Annotated in this window: 14 protein-coding genes and 1 tRNA gene; 8 read left to right on the top strand and 7 right to left on the bottom strand. The window is 30.2% G+C overall.

Annotation, left to right across the window (positions count from 1 at the left end; genetic code table 11):
- Positions 1 to 15 precede the first annotated feature (15 nt).
- Positions 16 to 1,641, top strand: coding sequence for a chaperonin GroEL (gene groL, locus WAO74_RS09330; protein WP_422161497.1), 1,626 nt, complete (start codon positions 16 to 18; stop codon positions 1,639 to 1,641).
- 128 nt (positions 1,642 to 1,769) lie between these two features.
- Here groL and WAO74_RS09325 read toward each other — a convergent pair whose 3' ends face one another.
- The 4 genes from WAO74_RS09325 to WAO74_RS09310 all read right to left on the bottom strand — a co-directional run bounded on the left by WAO74_RS09325 (position 1,770) and on the right by WAO74_RS09310 (position 5,775).
- A complete protein-coding gene (locus WAO74_RS09325; RefSeq protein WP_422161495.1) occupies positions 1,770 to 2,495 on the bottom strand; it encodes a heavy-metal-associated domain-containing protein in 726 nt (241 codons plus the stop codon).
- Between the two features lies 1 nt (position 2,496).
- Positions 2,497 to 2,907: a heavy-metal-associated domain-containing protein gene (locus WAO74_RS09320; protein ID WP_422161493.1), complete on the bottom strand. Its 411-nt coding sequence runs from the start codon at positions 2,905 to 2,907 to the stop codon at positions 2,497 to 2,499.
- A 144-nt stretch (positions 2,908 to 3,051) separates the two neighbouring features.
- Positions 3,052 to 5,295, bottom strand: coding sequence for a TonB-dependent receptor (locus WAO74_RS09315; RefSeq protein ID WP_422161492.1), 2,244 nt, complete (start codon positions 5,293 to 5,295; stop codon positions 3,052 to 3,054).
- 75 nt (positions 5,296 to 5,370) lie between these two features.
- Positions 5,371 to 5,775 carry an HYC_CC_PP family protein gene (locus WAO74_RS09310; RefSeq protein WP_422161490.1) on the bottom strand — a complete coding sequence of 135 codons (405 nt, stop codon included), beginning with the start codon at positions 5,773 to 5,775 and terminating at the stop codon, positions 5,371 to 5,373.
- 125 nt (positions 5,776 to 5,900) lie between these two features.
- On the opposite strand from WAO74_RS09310, the gene WAO74_RS09305 reads away from it, so the two are divergent.
- The 7 genes from WAO74_RS09305 to rodA all read left to right on the top strand — a co-directional run bounded on the left by WAO74_RS09305 (position 5,901) and on the right by rodA (position 13,573).
- Positions 5,901 to 6,353 (top strand): GAF domain-containing protein, encoded by a 453-nt coding sequence (locus WAO74_RS09305; RefSeq protein WP_422161488.1) that lies wholly within the window; start codon positions 5,901 to 5,903, stop codon positions 6,351 to 6,353.
- Positions 6,354 to 6,450: 97 nt separating this feature from the next.
- The gene (gene purH, locus WAO74_RS09300; protein WP_422161486.1) at positions 6,451 to 7,977 is read left to right on the top strand and encodes a bifunctional phosphoribosylaminoimidazolecarboxamide formyltransferase/IMP cyclohydrolase; all 1,527 of its coding nucleotides are present in this window, start codon (positions 6,451 to 6,453) and stop codon (positions 7,975 to 7,977) included.
- Between the two features lie 75 nt (positions 7,978 to 8,052).
- The gene (locus WAO74_RS09295; RefSeq protein WP_422161484.1) at positions 8,053 to 9,081 is read left to right on the top strand and encodes a rod shape-determining protein; all 1,029 of its coding nucleotides are present in this window, start codon (positions 8,053 to 8,055) and stop codon (positions 9,079 to 9,081) included.
- Between the two features lie 18 nt (positions 9,082 to 9,099).
- Positions 9,100 to 9,930: a rod shape-determining protein MreC gene (gene mreC / locus WAO74_RS09290; protein WP_422161483.1), complete on the top strand. Its 831-nt coding sequence runs from the start codon at positions 9,100 to 9,102 to the stop codon at positions 9,928 to 9,930.
- Positions 9,923 to 10,426: a rod shape-determining protein MreD gene (gene mreD / locus WAO74_RS09285; RefSeq protein WP_422161482.1), complete on the top strand. Its 504-nt coding sequence runs from the start codon at positions 9,923 to 9,925 to the stop codon at positions 10,424 to 10,426. Before mreC ends, mreD begins: the two co-directional genes overlap by 8 nt.
- Positions 10,426 to 12,312, top strand: coding sequence for a penicillin-binding protein 2 (gene mrdA, locus WAO74_RS09280; protein ID WP_422161570.1), 1,887 nt, complete (start codon positions 10,426 to 10,428; stop codon positions 12,310 to 12,312). Before mreD ends, mrdA begins: the two co-directional genes overlap by 1 nt.
- Entirely contained in the window at positions 12,293 to 13,573 is a 1,281-nt protein-coding gene (gene rodA / locus WAO74_RS09275; RefSeq protein WP_422161480.1) for a rod shape-determining protein RodA, read from the top strand. Before mrdA ends, rodA begins: the two co-directional genes overlap by 20 nt.
- Before the next feature lie 86 nt (positions 13,574 to 13,659).
- On the opposite strand, the gene rpsT is transcribed toward rodA, so the two are convergent.
- From rpsT to proS, 3 genes are all read right to left on the bottom strand, one after another.
- A complete protein-coding gene (gene rpsT, locus WAO74_RS09270) occupies positions 13,660 to 13,911 on the bottom strand; it encodes a 30S ribosomal protein S20 (protein WP_422161478.1) in 252 nt (83 codons plus the stop codon).
- Between the two features lie 35 nt (positions 13,912 to 13,946).
- Positions 13,947 to 14,018, bottom strand: a tRNA-Glu gene (locus WAO74_RS09265).
- 88 nt (positions 14,019 to 14,106) lie between these two features.
- Positions 14,107 to 15,585 (bottom strand): proline--tRNA ligase, encoded by a 1,479-nt coding sequence (gene proS, locus WAO74_RS09260; protein WP_422161476.1) that lies wholly within the window; start codon positions 15,583 to 15,585, stop codon positions 14,107 to 14,109.
- Positions 15,586 to 15,666: the final 81 nt, after the last annotated feature.

The following is a 15,666-nucleotide window of genomic DNA, read 5'->3' as shown; positions in this document are numbered from 1 at the left end:
CTTAAACTTAAAAGTATGGCAAAAGATATAAAATTTGATATAGAAGCTAGAGATGGCTTAAAACGTGGAGTGGACGCACTTGCAAATGCAGTAAAAGTAACTTTAGGTCCTAAAGGAAGAAATGTAATTATTTCTAAATCTTTTGGTGCACCAACAGTAACAAAAGACGGAGTTTCTGTAGCAAAAGAAATAGAATTAGAAGACGCTCTAGAAAACATGGGAGCTCAAATGGTTAAAGAAGTAGCCTCTAAAACCAACGATTTGGCTGGCGATGGAACTACAACTGCAACTGTTCTTGCACAAGCAATTGTAAAAGAAGGTTTAAAAAATGTGGCTGCTGGTGCAAATCCAATGGATTTAAAACGCGGTATTGATAAAGCTGTAGCTGCAATTGTAGCAGATTTAGAAAAACAAGCACAAAAAGTTGGTAATTCTTCTGATAAAATAAAACAAGTTGCAGCAATATCTGCAAATAATGATGATACAATTGGCGAACTAATTGCTACTGCATTTAGCAAGGTTGGTAAAGAAGGTGTAATTACTGTAGAGGAAGCAAAAGGAATGGAAACTTATGTGGATGTTGTAGAAGGTATGCAATTTGATAGAGGTTATTTATCACCTTATTTTGTTACAGATGCTGACAAAATGATTGCAGATTTAGACAATCCTTATATTTTATTGTTTGATAAGAAGATTTCTAACTTACAAGAAATTCTTCCAATTTTAGAGCCAGTTGCACAATCTAGTAGACCTTTATTAATTATTGCAGAAGATGTAGATGGACAAGCATTGGCTACTTTAGTAGTAAATAAATTACGTGGAGGGTTAAAAATTGCTGCTGTAAAAGCTCCAGGTTTTGGAGACAGAAGAAAAGCTATGTTAGAAGACATTGCAATTTTAACTGGTGGAACTGTAATTTCTGAAGAAAGAGGTTTTTCTCTAGAAAATGCAACTTTAGATTTACTAGGTACTGCAGAAACAGTTACAATTGATAAAGATAATACTACAATTGTAAATGGTTCTGGAGATGCTGCTGCTATAAAAGCAAGAGTAAATCAAATTAAAGCTCAGATAGAAACTACTACATCAGATTATGATAAAGAAAAACTACAAGAACGTTTAGCTAAATTAGCAGGTGGTGTTGCAGTTTTATATGTTGGTGCTGCATCTGAAGTAGAAATGAAAGAGAAAAAAGACAGAGTTGATGATGCTTTACATGCTACAAGAGCTGCTGTTGAAGAAGGAATTGTTGCTGGTGGTGGAGTTGCTTTAGTACGCGCAAAAAAAGCATTAGAAAAATTAGCTACAGACAATTTAGATGAAACAACAGGAGTGCAAATTATTAATAAAGCTATAGAAGCGCCTCTAAGAATTATTGTTGAAAATGCTGGTGGTGAAGGTTCTGTAGTTTTAAACAAAGTTTTAGAGGGTAAAAAGAATTTTGGTTATAATGCTAAAACTGATGAGTATGTAGACATGCTGCAGGCTGGAATTATAGACCCTAAAAAAGTAACAAGAGTTGCTTTAGAAAATGCTGCTTCTGTAGCTGGTATGATTTTAACTACTGAATGTGCTTTAATTGATATCAAAGAAGATGCACCTTCAATGCCTATGGGTGGTGGAATGCCAGGAATGATGTAATGGCGAATCGCCATAGATACATCTTTTTCTCCTTTCTCTTTTCTTGAAATTTTATGGAGATGTATCAAAATAAAAAAATCCGTTAGAAAATTTTCTAACGGATTTTTTACTTTTACTATTATTACAATTTAAATAAATTGAAAAATCATAAAAATTGCCATTAAAATCATAATCGTATTTTCTATAAAAGTAGCTTTTGTCATTGGTAAATTTAAAACTGAACCTAAACATGCACACTTAATTGATTTTTTATCTAATAAAGATTTTGTAACTCCAATTGTGGTTATTCCTAAAATTATTAAAGTGATAATTAATGCTGATAAAATTTGAAATCTCATTAAGAAAAAAACACCTAAAGTCAATTCTATAAAAGGATAAATGAATCCATAAGTAGGAATTTTTTCTGCTAAAGGATCGTACATTTGAAAACTTGTAGAAAATCCTTTTACATCTAACAATTTAAAAAAACTAAAAACCACATAAAACAAACCCATAAAAGTGAGCATAAATTCTTCTGTACTCCAAGGATTTATATTTATTAAAATAGAGGCTGTTGTTATAAAAGCAAAGATTAAAAACAATGGAAACAATTGCTGAACTTCAGATTTTTGTTCTTCTTTAAAATCAACTACAAGAATTTCCTTTGTTTCGTTTTTTTCTGTAATCGTAAATTTTTCTGATAACACTTTTTGTAAGTCATCCACTGAAATATGGGTTGACATTTTAATTTCTGCCTCTTTTTTTTCCAAATCAACAGAAACACTTTCTACATTTTCTATAGATAACAGCGATTTTTCAACGGAGTTTTTGCATCCATTGCAAGTCATTCCAGAAACAGTATAAATATGTTTCATACTAATTCTTTTTCTTTTGTTTTTTCAGACCACCTTCGTGATCTAAAACAATTTCTTCATCTCTATATTTACAGCAAGGATGCACAGAATTATAAGCTTCATTTTTGGCAACTAGTTTTTTATCATTTTCTAATAAAATATCATGACCAACTTTTAAAATATTTTCTTGAACCTTAGAAACATTGGTTTTACGCTCATCCATTATTAAATTTAGTTGATGCGTTTCTACACTCCAAATTGCAAACTTTACACCTACTGTTTTTAAAGCAGCAGTTTCTATTCTTTTTTTACACATTCCACAAATTCCATCAACTTTCATCGAAACTTTTGCATTTTTATCTTTTTTTACTTCTTGTGATTGTGCTGTAAAACCAATCATTAGTACACCGATTGCTAATATAAATTTTTTCATTTTTGTTTGTTTTTTAGTTTTATAATTCCTGTTTAGACAGGAATCTTGTTATTAATTCTCCTTTTTTATTTTTTTGAGATTCCTGCTTTCGCAGGAATGACAGAATGTTTCATTATTATTTTATTTAAAATTCCACTAAAAGGATTATTTTATTTTAAATCGTAATCCTGCATAAATTGATCGTCCAAAAATGGGTGCATACACTATTGTAGTATCAAAATTCGGTCCAAAAGGATCATCACTTGCTAAAATAGGATTATTCTGCTGAACATTTGTTAGGTTTTCTCCCCCAACATAAACTTCAAATTTGTTTGAAAACACTTTGGTTATTTGTGAATTTAATAACTGATAGGGCTGAGAATTTTCTGGTAATTGATATTGCACAGGATTTGAACTTGTATTTGGCAAACGTTGAGAACCAATACTATTAAAAGTCAAATCGAAACGCCATTGAGATTCCTTTTCTGTCAATTCTGTTTCGTAAGAAAGGTTTGCAAAAAATCGGTTTTGCGGCTGAATCGGTTTTTGCAAATTGCCACTTTTATAATCTGTAGTAATATCAAAATATTTGTAAGCCGTTCTTAAATTTAAATTGGTTGCCAACTCATAATTTACCTCAAACTGAAAACTATTTGCTATACTTCTTCCATTTAAGTTATAGAAAGAAACTTCTTGCGGATTTTCCCAATCTACAATCACTTGATTTTCGAAATTTGTTTGATAAAAATCAAAAGTCACATCACCCTTTTTATCAAATAGATTAAATTTCTGAAGATAGGATACTCCATAATTCCAAGCAATTTCCGGGTTTAATCCATAGATATTTCCACCTACATCATCAATATTAATTTGTCTAGAACTTGCAAATAATTGCTGATTTTCTGCAAAAATGTTAGCACTTCTTTTTCCTCTACCTACAGAGGCTCTTAAAACTCCTTTATCCCAAGGAACATATCTTAAATGCAAACGTGGCGTTATAAAAGTATCTAATAAATTATGAGCATCGATTCGCACACCTGCTGTTAAACTAAAATTATCTAAATTATCAAAAGCATACTCAAAAAAAGCGCCTAAAGAATTTTCTTTTCTATCAAAATTAGAAGTGTTTACTAGTTCATCAAAACGATCATATGTGAAATTTAAACCTGTTTTAAATTTATTTCGAGTATCACCAATAATTGAATTAAAAATCAAGTTTGAATAGACGCTTTCGTGTTGAATATCGTATACATTTAAACCAAAATAAGAGTCTTGTTGATGATTGCTATACGCCATTTGAAAACCAATACTTTGATAAGGAATTTCTGGAAAAACATAACCTAACTTAGCTGATGCATCAAAGCGCTTTGTATCAATTTCGCTTCCCCAATGATTTGTTGTTCCTTTATCAACGGCCGGATTAAAATCAATTTCTCCTGTTTGTTTTTCATCATTTAAAAAACGAACATTTATAAAACTTACCCAACCTTTTTCTGCATCTGTAAATTGCCATCTGTTCATTACATTTATTTGGTTAGACAAAGGCATGTCTAAAAAATTGTCTTTATTTTGATCGAATTTTTGCCCTGTATAATTACCATGAATGTACAAACCTGTATTCCATTTTTCTGAGACTTTTTTATTAAAATGGGTGTTTGCTTCAAAACGCCCCATTTGGGAGCCATACAAATTTAAAAAGAACGAATTGTCTGTTAACGGTTTTACCAATTCTGCATTTATTTGACCAGAAATACTCTCAAAACCGTTTACTACAGAACCTGCACCTTTGGTTATTTGAATACTTTCTACCCAAGTTCCAGGTGTAAAAGTGAGTCCAAAAACTTGACTTGCACCTCTAATTGCAGGAATGTTTTCTTGTGTAATTAACAAATAAGGACTTGTTAAACCCAACATTTGTATTTGTTTTGTACCAGTTAAAGCATCCGAAAAACTTAAATCTATAGATGGATTTGTTTCAAAGCTTTCTGCCAAATTACAACAAGCTGCTTTTAATAATTCTTCTGCATTTACCGTAAACATATTTGTTGTTGATAGAGAAGATTTCTGAACTGCATTTCTTTTACTTTTAATAGTAATCTCTTCTAAATTACTTTCTAATGTTAAAAAATGATGAATAGGCTCTAGACTATTTATGATAATTGTGTCGGTTTTATAACCCAAATAACTAACTACTAATTTTTTATATTCTGGCTTATAATCAATTGTAAACCAACCTTTTTCGTTTGTTATTGCACTAATTTTGGTGTTTAGCCAAAAAACAGTTGCACCTTCTACACCTAAATTATCTTTAGGGTTTTTTTTATCCATAATCATTCCTTTAAAAGTTGTTTGAGATAAGAGAATGAATGGCATAAATAGTAAGAAACTATTTATAAAATATTTTTTCATGTTTTTATTGATTTTAATTTTTAATAAATTCCATTAACCATCTAAATAGATGAATTTTGAACATTAAAAATTAAATCAAATTAAGAAAGATTGGTATTGAACTTGATAATCTAAGGGAATATCTGGTGGAGAAAAATCTTTGTAAAAATCTAATTCTTCATCAAAATTTATAAATAATATTTGGTAAGAGTTAATAAAAGAAATTAAAAACTGCTGATTTTCGAAAGTGATATTCTCAACTTTATTTATTTGAAGTTCATCTTGACCTTCAATTTTTTGCACTTCATCTTTGCAACAGTTTTTCTTTTTGGTTGATGAAACTTTGTCCATTTTCATGCCACAATTATCACTTTTTCCAGTGATGGAAACATCTACCAAAAAATCTCCACAAAAATGTTTATCTACAGTAAAAGAAAACGTAGATAAAAGCACTAAAAATGCTAAGGAAAGTGACGATATTTTAGTTAAAAACTGTTTCATTATTACTTTGCAAATTTACAATAAGATAAATTAATATTATGTTAAAAAAAATCACATCCTTTTTTTGTGGTTTCATTTAGAATAAAAGCAGAATTTTTGATTTATTTTTGCAAAAAATTTAACTCATGAATGTAGCAGCTTTATCAAAAAATATAGATGTAATTATAGGAAGTAAGAAATCGAAGGAAGAAAAATTACAATCAATTTGTGATTATTTAGAAAGTGAAATTTCTTATTATGATTGGGTTGGTTTTTATTTTAGAAATGGATCTAAAGAAGAATTAAAATTAGCTCAATTTACTGGAGAACCAACAGAGCACACTATAATTCCTTTTGGTAAAGGTATTTGTGGGCAAGTTGCAGTAAGTAACCAAAATTTTGTTGTTCAAGACGTCTCTGAACAAGAAAATTATATTTCTTGTGGTTGGAAAGTAAAATCTGAAATAGTTATTCCTATTTTTGTTGATGGAGAAAATATTGGGCAAATAGATATCGATTCTCATACTGCAAATACGTTTACAGAAAAAGACACAGAATTATTGGAATACGTTTGTAAGCAAGTTGCTACTATTTTATAATTTAACTTGTTAACTACTCCCCTATTTTGTTACTATCTTTTTATTGTGATTTCTTTGATGATTACGTAGTTTTGTATGCTTAACAATACTACAACAAATGAGCACTTCAAAAACAATTAAATCTGCATTAATTTCTGTATTTCATAAAGATGGTTTAGCACCAATTGTGCAGAAATTAAACCAATTAAATGTAACAATTTACTCTACAGGAGGAACCGAAAAATTTATAAAAGAACTAGGAATTAATGTAATTCCAGTAGAAGAAGTAACTTCTTATCCATCAATTTTAGGTGGCAGAGTAAAAACCTTACACCCAAAAGTTTTTGGAGGAATTTTAAATAGACAAGATCATAAAGGTGATGTTGCTGAAATGGAAGAATATAACATTCCGCAATTAGATTTGGTAATTGTTGATTTATATCCGTTCGAAAAAACAGTTGCTTCAGGTGCTTCTGAACAAGATATTGTAGAAAAAATTGATATTGGAGGAATTTCTTTAATTAGAGCATCTGCCAAAAACTTTAAAGACACATTTACAGTTTCATCAATGGAACAATATGGTGAGTTTTTAGAAATTTTATCAAAAAACAATGGAGAAACCTCTTTAGAGCAAAGAAAGAAATTTGCTGCAAAATCCTTTAATGTTTCTTCTCATTACGATACTGCTATTTTTAATTATTTTAATGAAGATGAAATAGTTTATAAAGCAAGTGAAACTACTTCTAAGGTTTTACGATATGGAGAAAATCCTCATCAAAAAGGATATTTCTTTGGAGACTTGAATGCTATGTTCGATAAATTACATGGCAAAGAAATAAGCTACAATAACCTGTTAGATGTTGATGCAGCAGTGAATTTAATGAATGAATTTATTGGAGAAGACCCAACATTTGCGGTTTTAAAACACAATAATGCTTGTGGTTTTGCTCAAAGAAAAACTATAAAACAAGCTTATTTAGATGCTTTAGCAGGAGATCCTGTATCTGCTTTTGGTGGTGTTTTAATTGCAAACACAGAAATTGATGCAGAAACTGCAGAAGAAATTCACCAACTTTTTTGTGAAGTGGTTATTGCCCCAAGTTATTCTTATGAAGCTTTGGAGATTTTAAAAGGAAAGAAAAACAGAGTTATTTTAGTTCAGAAAAGCACAGAATTACCAGTTCAAAACGTTAGGACTGCTTTAAATGGATTATTAGTTCAAGATAAAGATTCAAAAACAGATACTTTAGCCGATTTAACGTATGTTACAGATGCTAAACCAACAGAAAGTGAGTTAAAAGATTTATTATTTGCCTCTAAAATTTGTAAACACACAAAATCAAATACCATTGTTTTCACAAAAAACAATCAATTATTGTCAAGTGGAACTGGGCAAACCAGTAGGGTTGATGCCTTAAGGCAAGCCATTGAAAAAGCAACAAATTTTGGTTTTGATTTAAATGGTGCAGTGATGGCAAGTGATGCATTTTTCCCTTTTCCAGATTGTGTTGAAATTGCAGATAAAGCTGGTATAAAAAGCGTAATTCAGCCTGGAGGATCTATAAAAGATCAACTAAGCATCGATTATTGTAATGCCAATAATTTATCGATGGTAATAACAGGAACAAGACATTTTAAACATTAATTAATTTAACTGATTTACAAGATTAATTTTAGTAAATTTGTAAGATTACACACTTCAAAACAAGAAAAATATTTTATGGGTTTTTTTGATTTTATGACGGAAGATATTGCGATTGATTTAGGAACCGCAAACACGTTAATAATACACAATGGGAAAGTGGTTATTGACAGCCCTTCCATTGTTGCTAGAGACAGAACTACTGGCAAAATTATAGCTATTGGTCAGGAAGCAAACTTAATGCAAGGAAAAACGCATGAAAATATTAAAACAATTCGACCTTTAAAAGATGGTGTAATTGCAGATTTCCAAGCATCTGAAGAAATGATTAAAGAGTTTGTAAAGCAAATTCCATCAATCAAAAAGAAATTATTTCCACCAGCATTAAGAATGGTTATTTGTATACCCTCAGGAATTACAGAAGTTGAAAAACGTGCTGTAAGAGATTCTGCAAAACACATGAATGCCAAAGAAATTTACTTAATTTACGAACCAATGGCTGCTGCAATTGGTGTAGGTATAGATATTATGGAGCCAAAAGGTAACATGATTATTGATATAGGTGGAGGTACAACAGAAATTGCTGTAATTGCACTTGGAGGTATTGTTTGTGACCAATCTGTAAAAGTTGCTGGAGATTTATTTACGAACGACATTATGTATTACATGCGTACACAACATAATTTGCATGTTGGAGAAACTACTGCAGAAAAAATAAAAATTACAGTTGGTGCTGCTACTGAAGATTTAGATACTCCACCAGATGAAATGTTAGTTCAAGGAAGGGATTTGTTAAGTGGTAAACCAAAACAAGTACAAGTTTCTTATAGAGAAATTGCAAAAGCTTTAGATAAATCTATCTTAAGAATTGAAGATGCTGTGATGGAAACTTTATCTAAAACACCTCCAGAATTAGCTGCAGATATTTATAATACTGGCATATATTTAGCAGGTGGTGGTTCTATGTTAAGAGGCTTAGACAAACGTTTGTCTCGTAAAACAGATTTGCCAGTTTATGTTACAGAAGATCCTTTAAGAGCTGTAGTTCGCGGAACAGGTATTGCTTTAAAAGAACTTAACAAATATAAAAATGTATTAATGAATTAGCATTCTTAAGTTTTAGCAATGCAGCAAATCATCTATTTTTTCCAAAAATTTAAATATTTCTTGTTTTTTCTATTGTTAGAATTTATTGCATTAGCTTTAACATTTAACAATCTTAATTTTCACAAAAGTAAGTTTGTAAATTCTGCAAACTCTATAACTGGAGGTCTTTATTCTCAAGCAACCAATATTTCTGAGTACTGGAATTTAAAGTATGAAAACAAAATTTTAGTTGAAGAAAATACACTTTTAAAAAATAAACTGGAAAGCAACTTTTCACAAGTTAATAGTATTGATTCAGTTGTCGTAGATTCTTTATCCTATAATCGTCAACAAAAATATACCTTTACCAACGCAAAAATTATAAACAATAGTTATTCTAAAGATTTTAATTTTATTACAATTAATAAAGGCGAAAACCAAGGAATTCTGCATGAAATGGCTGTAATTAGTAGTAAAGGAATTATTGGTATTACAGATAATTGCTCTAAAAATTATACTAGAGTTCAATCAATATTAAATAAAAATAGTAAAATTAATGCGCGTTTAAAAAACAGCAATTATTTTGGTTCTTTAGGTTGGAATGGTAAAGATTATAATATTGTACAACTTTCGGATATACCTAGACAAGCACCTTTAAAAATTGGAGATACTATTGAAACCGGTGGGAAATCTACAATTTTTCCTGAAGGAATTTTGATTGGCTATATATCAAAAATAAACAAAGGAAATACTGCCGACAATAAAGTAGATGTTACTTTATTTAATGATATGAGCAATTTAGGCTTTATATATGTGGTTAAAAATTTAGATAAAGAAGAAATAAAATCTCTAGAGACACAAAATGAATAACCCATTAAAAATGGTTTACCTATTTTTTTTCCTGCTTTTTTTGCAGGTTTTTGTGTTAAATAATATTCTATTTTTAGATTTTATAAATCCTTATTTATATATCGCATTTGTATTTGCTTTTCCTTTAAAAGAGAACAGATTTCCATTCCTGTTTTATTGTTTTCTATTGGGTCTTTTTATTGATTTTTTTTCTGATTCTGGAGGTATTCATGCTTTTTCAGTTCTGCTAATTGCTTACTTGAGACTGTTTTTTGTAAGAATCTATTTTAAAAAAGTTCCTGCAGATTATCCTTTTTTTGAAATAAAATCAGAGCCTTTTGGAAAAGTTTTTAATTATGTAGTAACTTTAACAGTAATACATCACCTAATATACTTTTCTATTGCTAATTTTAGCTACTATAATATAACTAGCGTATTATTAAACACCTTATGTTCTAGTATATTTACGTTGTTATTATATTTTTTAGGAACTTATATTTTTATGAAAAGCGAATGATGCAAAGAGGTTTTTTACTTTATTTTTTAATTACGCTAATAGGATTAATTTTTATTGGAAGGTTATTTCAGCTTCAAATTATTAAAGGTGATAGTTATGATCCTTTAAATAATGCTTCTGTTAAAATCGAATTCGACTATCCTGAACGTGGATATGTCTATGATAGAAATGGGAAGTTATTAGTTGCAAACCAACTTTCTTACGATGTTATGGTTCAGCCAGATCAAGTAAAACCTCTTGATACCATAGAATTTTGTCAACTTTTAAAAATTGAAAAAGACGATTTTTTAAAAAGATTTAACAAAGCAGAAAATTATGCCTCCTATCTACCTTCAGTTTTTTTGAAACAACTTGCCAAACAAGATTTTGCATATTTACAAGAAAAACTTCATAAATACAAAGGCTTTTACATTCAAAAAAGAATTATAAGAAATTATCCAATAAAAGCAGCTGCAAACGTTTTAGGTTATATAGGAGAAGTAAATGAAGAAAAAGCGAGAAAAAGCAAATACTATCAGCAAGGAGAATTAGAAGGTAAAGATGGTGTTGAAAAACAATACGAAGATATTTTAAGAGGCAGAAAAGGAAAAAAGTACTTAAATCGAAACCGATTTAACAAAGTTACTGGTTCTTTTCAAGATGGTGCCAAGGACACACTCCCTGAAAACGGAAAAGATTTAACATTAACATTAGACATAGAGTTGCAAGTATATGCTCAAAAACTGATGGAAGGAAAGCGTGGAGGAATTGTAGCTATTGAACCTTCTACTGGAGAAATTTTGGCATTAGTAACTTCCCCTTCTTATGACCCAAATATGTTAGTGGGTAGAAAAAGATCTAAAAACTCTTTTATTTTATTTAATGATTCTATTACAAAACCTTCTTATGATAGAGGTTTACTAGCAGCTTATGCCCCTGGATCTCCATTTAAAATGATGAATGCTCTAGTGGGTTTACAAGAGAATGTAATAAATACAAATACTTCTTTTTACTGCTATGGAGGATATAGTTATGGTAACAGAAAAGGTGAATTTATGAAATGTCATTGCGATATTTATGGACAACCTATTAAATTAAAAACAGCAATCGCTAGATCTTGTAATAGTTATTTTTCAAACACTTATAAAAGAATCGTAGAGAAAGATAAAAACCCAACAGAAGGTTTAAACAATTGGTATAAACATGTTAGCAGTTTTGGCCTAGGTGATTTTTTAGGTTACGATTTACCAGCTGGAGTTCGAGGATTGATACCTGATGGAAACTATTACAACAAAAGATTAAACTATAGATGGAATGGATCTTCTATTATATCTAATGCTATTGGGCAAGGAGAAATTTTAACAACCCCTATACAACTTGCAAATTTTACAGCTGCAATTGCAAACAGAGGTTTCTTTTTTACACCACATATTGTAAAGAGGATTGATAGGAAAACTATTGATAATCCAAATTATACAGTTGCAAAAAAAACCACAATAAACAAAGAGCACTTTACACCAGTTATAGAAGCTATGCAAGAAGTTTTTAAAACAGGAACTGGAAGATGGAGTCAAGTCAAAGGCATCGAAATTTGTGGTAAAACAGGAACTGCAGAAAATTTTATTATTGTAGACGGCTATAAACAACAGTTACAAGATCATTCTATTTTAGTCGCTTTTGCACCAAAAGATAACCCAAAAATAGCTTTAGCTGTCTTTGTAGAAAATGGTGGATATGGGTCAACTATAGCTGCTCCAATTACAAGTTTAATTATTGAAAAGTACATAAATGGATTCATCTCTAAAGCAAACAGTTATAGAGAACTAAATATGTTGAATATGAGTTTGCAAGAGATTTACGCAAAACAAATACCAAAACCTCAAGAAATTGCGTCAGGAACGAAATAATATTTTTGCAGGTGTAGATTGGATTTTAGTTTTTATCTATACTGTTTTAATTGGATTTGGCTGGATAAATATTTTTGCAGCCTCTAAAACAGAAGCTGATATAGAAATGCTTGGTTTTTCTACAAAGTATGGCAAACAACTTGTATTTATCTGTTTTACGATTCCATTAATCGTTTTAATTCTTTTTTTCAATGCAAAATTCTATGAAAAATACGCAAGTATATTTTATATAATTTCTATTTTTTCCTTGTTACTCTTATTTCCTTTTGGAAAAGAGATAAATGGCGCAAAATCTTGGTTTAATTTTGGAGCTTTAGGCCTACAACCATCAGAATTTGTAAAAGCTTGTACAGCTTTAGCTGTAGCAAAATTGTTGAGTGATAGACAATACAATTTAAAGCTTGTTAAAAATCAAATAAAAGCATTTATTATTATTTTTCTCCCTGCGATTTTAATTACATTACAGCCAGATGCAGGTTCTGCGTTAATTTATTTGTCCTTTTTTTTTGTGCTTAATAGAGAGGGGCTAACACTTAACTATATATTATTTGGTATTACTTTTATCATTTTATTTATACTTACAATATTTTTCGGAACTATAACAATGTTAATTTCACTGTTCTTTATAATCTCTATAATCGTAGCCTATATAATTTACAAAAGTGGAAAAAGATTTTTAAGATTCAATTGGCATAAAATCATTGGTATTTATTTTGTTGTTGCATTTTTTGTTTTAGGAACTAGCTATACTTACAATAATATTTTTAAACAACATCATAGAGATCGATTTGAGGTTCTTTTAGGTATAAAAACTGATAATAAAAATATTGGTTACAACTCGTATCAATCAGAATTAACAATTAGTTCAGGAGGTTTTTCAGGAAAAGGGTTTTTAAAAGGAGATATTACTCAAGGCGATTTTGTACCAGAACAACATACAGATTATATTTTTAGTACAGTTGGAGAAGAATGGGGTTTTCTTGGGAGCACCTTTGTCATAATTTTATTCATGTTACTAATGTATAGAATTATTTATTTGGCAGAAACACATAATAATAAATTTGGACGAATTTACGGCTATGGCCTGGCTTCTATCATATTCTTTCATGTAATAGTAAATATAGGTATGGTTATTGGACTTTTACCTACTGTTGGCATTCCTCTGCCATTTTTTAGTTACGGAGGTTCTTCTCTTTGGGGTTTCACAATCTTACTTTTTATATTTATTAAGCTAGATGCTCATAAAAATTATGATTGGTAAAATAAAATATATCAGATTATAGAGCATAAAAAAACTCTGAAATAAATTCAGAGTTTATAATATTTTGTAAAAATCTATAAATAGAACTATAGTGTAGCGATGTGCTTTGTTAGTTTAGATTTTAAATTAGCAGCTTTATTTCTATGAATAATATTCTTTTTTGCCAATTTGTCTATCATAGAAATAACACTTCCTAATTTTCCTTCAGCTTCTTTTTTATCTTCAACTGCACGTAAATCTCTTACCGCATTTCTAGTTGTTTTATGATGATATTTATTCAGTAACCTTTTAGCGTTGTTACTTCTTATTCTTTTTAATGCTGACTTATGATTTGCCATAACTTCTTAATTCTTATGTTTTTATTAAAACTTTGTAGTCCGTACGGGAATCGAACCCGTGTTACCAGGATGAAAACCTGGCGTCCTAACCCCTAGACGAACGGACCATAACAAATAAGAATAATCCCTTAATTGCGGATGCAAATATACAATGTTTTTAAAACTCTGCAATATTTTTTTAAAAATTTTTAATATTTAATATGCTTTTGCAAAAAGTACTCTTTTTTCAGACGGTTTACCAGTAAATACGCATTGTCCATTTCCCTCTTTTGTATCATTTGGAATACACCTAATTGTAGCCTTTGTAAGCTCTTTAATTTTATTTTCTGTTTCTTCAGTACCATCCCAAAAAGCAGAAACAAAACCGCCTTTGGTTTTTATAACTTTTTTAAATTCATCAAAAGTATCTACAACAGTTGTTTTCTCTTTTCTAAAATTAATTGCTTTAGAGAATAGATTTTCTTGTATTTCTTCCAATAAGTTTTCTATTACAGAAACAATTCCTTCTTGATTAAGTGTTTTCTTTTCTAAAGTATCTCTTCTTGCAACTTCTAACGTTCCATTTTCTAAATCTCTATTACCAATAGCGATTCTTATTGGCACACCTTTCAATTCGTATTCTGCAAATTTAGCTCCTGGCCTAAATGAATCTCTATCATCAAATTTTACAGAAATACCGTTAGCTCGTAAATTTTTTACCATTTCATTTACTTTAATAGAAATTGCTGCTAACTGCTCTTCTCCTTTGTAAATTGGAACGATTACAACTTGAATTGGAGCTAATTTTGGAGGTAACACCAATCCCAAATCATCTGAATGGGTCATAATTAAGCCTCCTATTAAGCGAGTCGAAACACCCCAAGATGTAGCCCAAACATATTCTTGTTTGCCTTCTTTTGATGTAAATTTCACATCAAATGCTTTTGCAAAATTCTGTCCTAAAAAATGACTAGTTCCAGCTTGCAATGCTTTTCCATCTTGCATTAATGCCTCAATAGTATAGGTATCCTCAGCTCCAGCAAAACGTTCACTATCAGATTTCACACCTTTAATTACGGGCATTGCCATAAAACTTTCAGCAAATTCTGCATAAATATCTTGCATTTGTTTCGCTTCTGCGATTGCCTCTGTTTTTGTTGCATGAGCTGTATGGCCTTCTTGCCATAAAAATTCGGCTGTTCTTAAAAATAAACGTGTGCGCATTTCCCAACGAACAACGTTTGCCCATTGATTTATTAGCAAAGGCAAATCTCTGTAAGACTGAATCCAACCTTTATACGTGCTCCAAATTATTGCTTCAGAAGTAGGTCTTACAACCAACTCTTCCTCTAACTTTGCTTCTGGATCTACCCTCAATTTACCAGGATTATCAGGATCATTTTGTAAACGATAATGTGTTACAACTGCACATTCTTTGGCAAAACCTTCTGCATTTTTTTCTTCAGCTTCAAACAAACTTTTAGGCACAAATAATGGAAAATAAGCATTTTGATGACCTGTTTCTTTAAACATTCTATCTAATTCTGCTTGCATTTTTTCCCAAATTGCAAAGCCATAGGGTTTTATAACCATACATCCTCTAACAGCAGAGTTCTCTGCTAAATCAGCTCTTAAAACTAATTCGTTATACCACTTAGAATAATCTTCTGCTCTTTCAGTTAACTTCTTACTCATAATCTATACTTTGGCATAAATGTTGCTACATTTAAAGTGAATTTTCTGTTAAAAATAACTCTAATATCAAAAATTGCTACA

This window comes from Polaribacter sp. (genome assembly GCF_049276715.1).
Lineage (GTDB): Bacteria > Bacteroidota > Bacteroidia > Flavobacteriales > Flavobacteriaceae > Polaribacter.
The sequence above is the reverse complement of the archived record's forward strand: the minus strand, read 5'-3'. Positions and strand labels throughout refer to the sequence as shown.

Excerpts from the sequence above, each read along its gene's own strand:
- mreD (WP_422161482.1), top strand. The coding sequence starts at position 9,923 with ATGAATAACCCATTAAAAATGGTTTACCTATTTTTTTTCCTGCTTTTT.
- WAO74_RS09305 (WP_422161488.1), top strand. The coding sequence starts at position 5,901 with ATGAATGTAGCAGCTTTATCAAAAAATATAGATGTAATTATAGGAAGT.
- WAO74_RS09295 (WP_422161484.1), top strand. The coding sequence starts at position 8,053 with ATGGGTTTTTTTGATTTTATGACGGAAGATATTGCGATTGATTTAGGA.
- mrdA (WP_422161570.1), top strand. The coding sequence starts at position 10,426 with ATGCAAAGAGGTTTTTTACTTTATTTTTTAATTACGCTAATAGGATTA.
- mreC (WP_422161483.1), top strand. The coding sequence starts at position 9,100 with ATGCAGCAAATCATCTATTTTTTCCAAAAATTTAAATATTTCTTGTTT.
- WAO74_RS09320 (WP_422161493.1), bottom strand. The coding sequence starts at position 2,907 with ATGAAAAAATTTATATTAGCAATCGGTGTACTAATGATTGGTTTTACA.
- proS (WP_422161476.1), bottom strand. The coding sequence starts at position 15,585 with ATGAGTAAGAAGTTAACTGAAAGAGCAGAAGATTATTCTAAGTGGTAT.
- groL (WP_422161497.1), top strand. The coding sequence starts at position 16 with ATGGCAAAAGATATAAAATTTGATATAGAAGCTAGAGATGGCTTAAAA.
- WAO74_RS09315 (WP_422161492.1), bottom strand. The coding sequence starts at position 5,295 with ATGAAAAAATATTTTATAAATAGTTTCTTACTATTTATGCCATTCATT.
- WAO74_RS09310 (WP_422161490.1), bottom strand. The coding sequence starts at position 5,775 with ATGAAACAGTTTTTAACTAAAATATCGTCACTTTCCTTAGCATTTTTA.
- rpsT (WP_422161478.1), bottom strand. The coding sequence starts at position 13,911 with ATGGCAAATCATAAGTCAGCATTAAAAAGAATAAGAAGTAACAACGCT.
- purH (WP_422161486.1), top strand. The coding sequence starts at position 6,451 with ATGAGCACTTCAAAAACAATTAAATCTGCATTAATTTCTGTATTTCAT.
- WAO74_RS09325 (WP_422161495.1), bottom strand. The coding sequence starts at position 2,495 with ATGAAACATATTTATACTGTTTCTGGAATGACTTGCAATGGATGCAAA.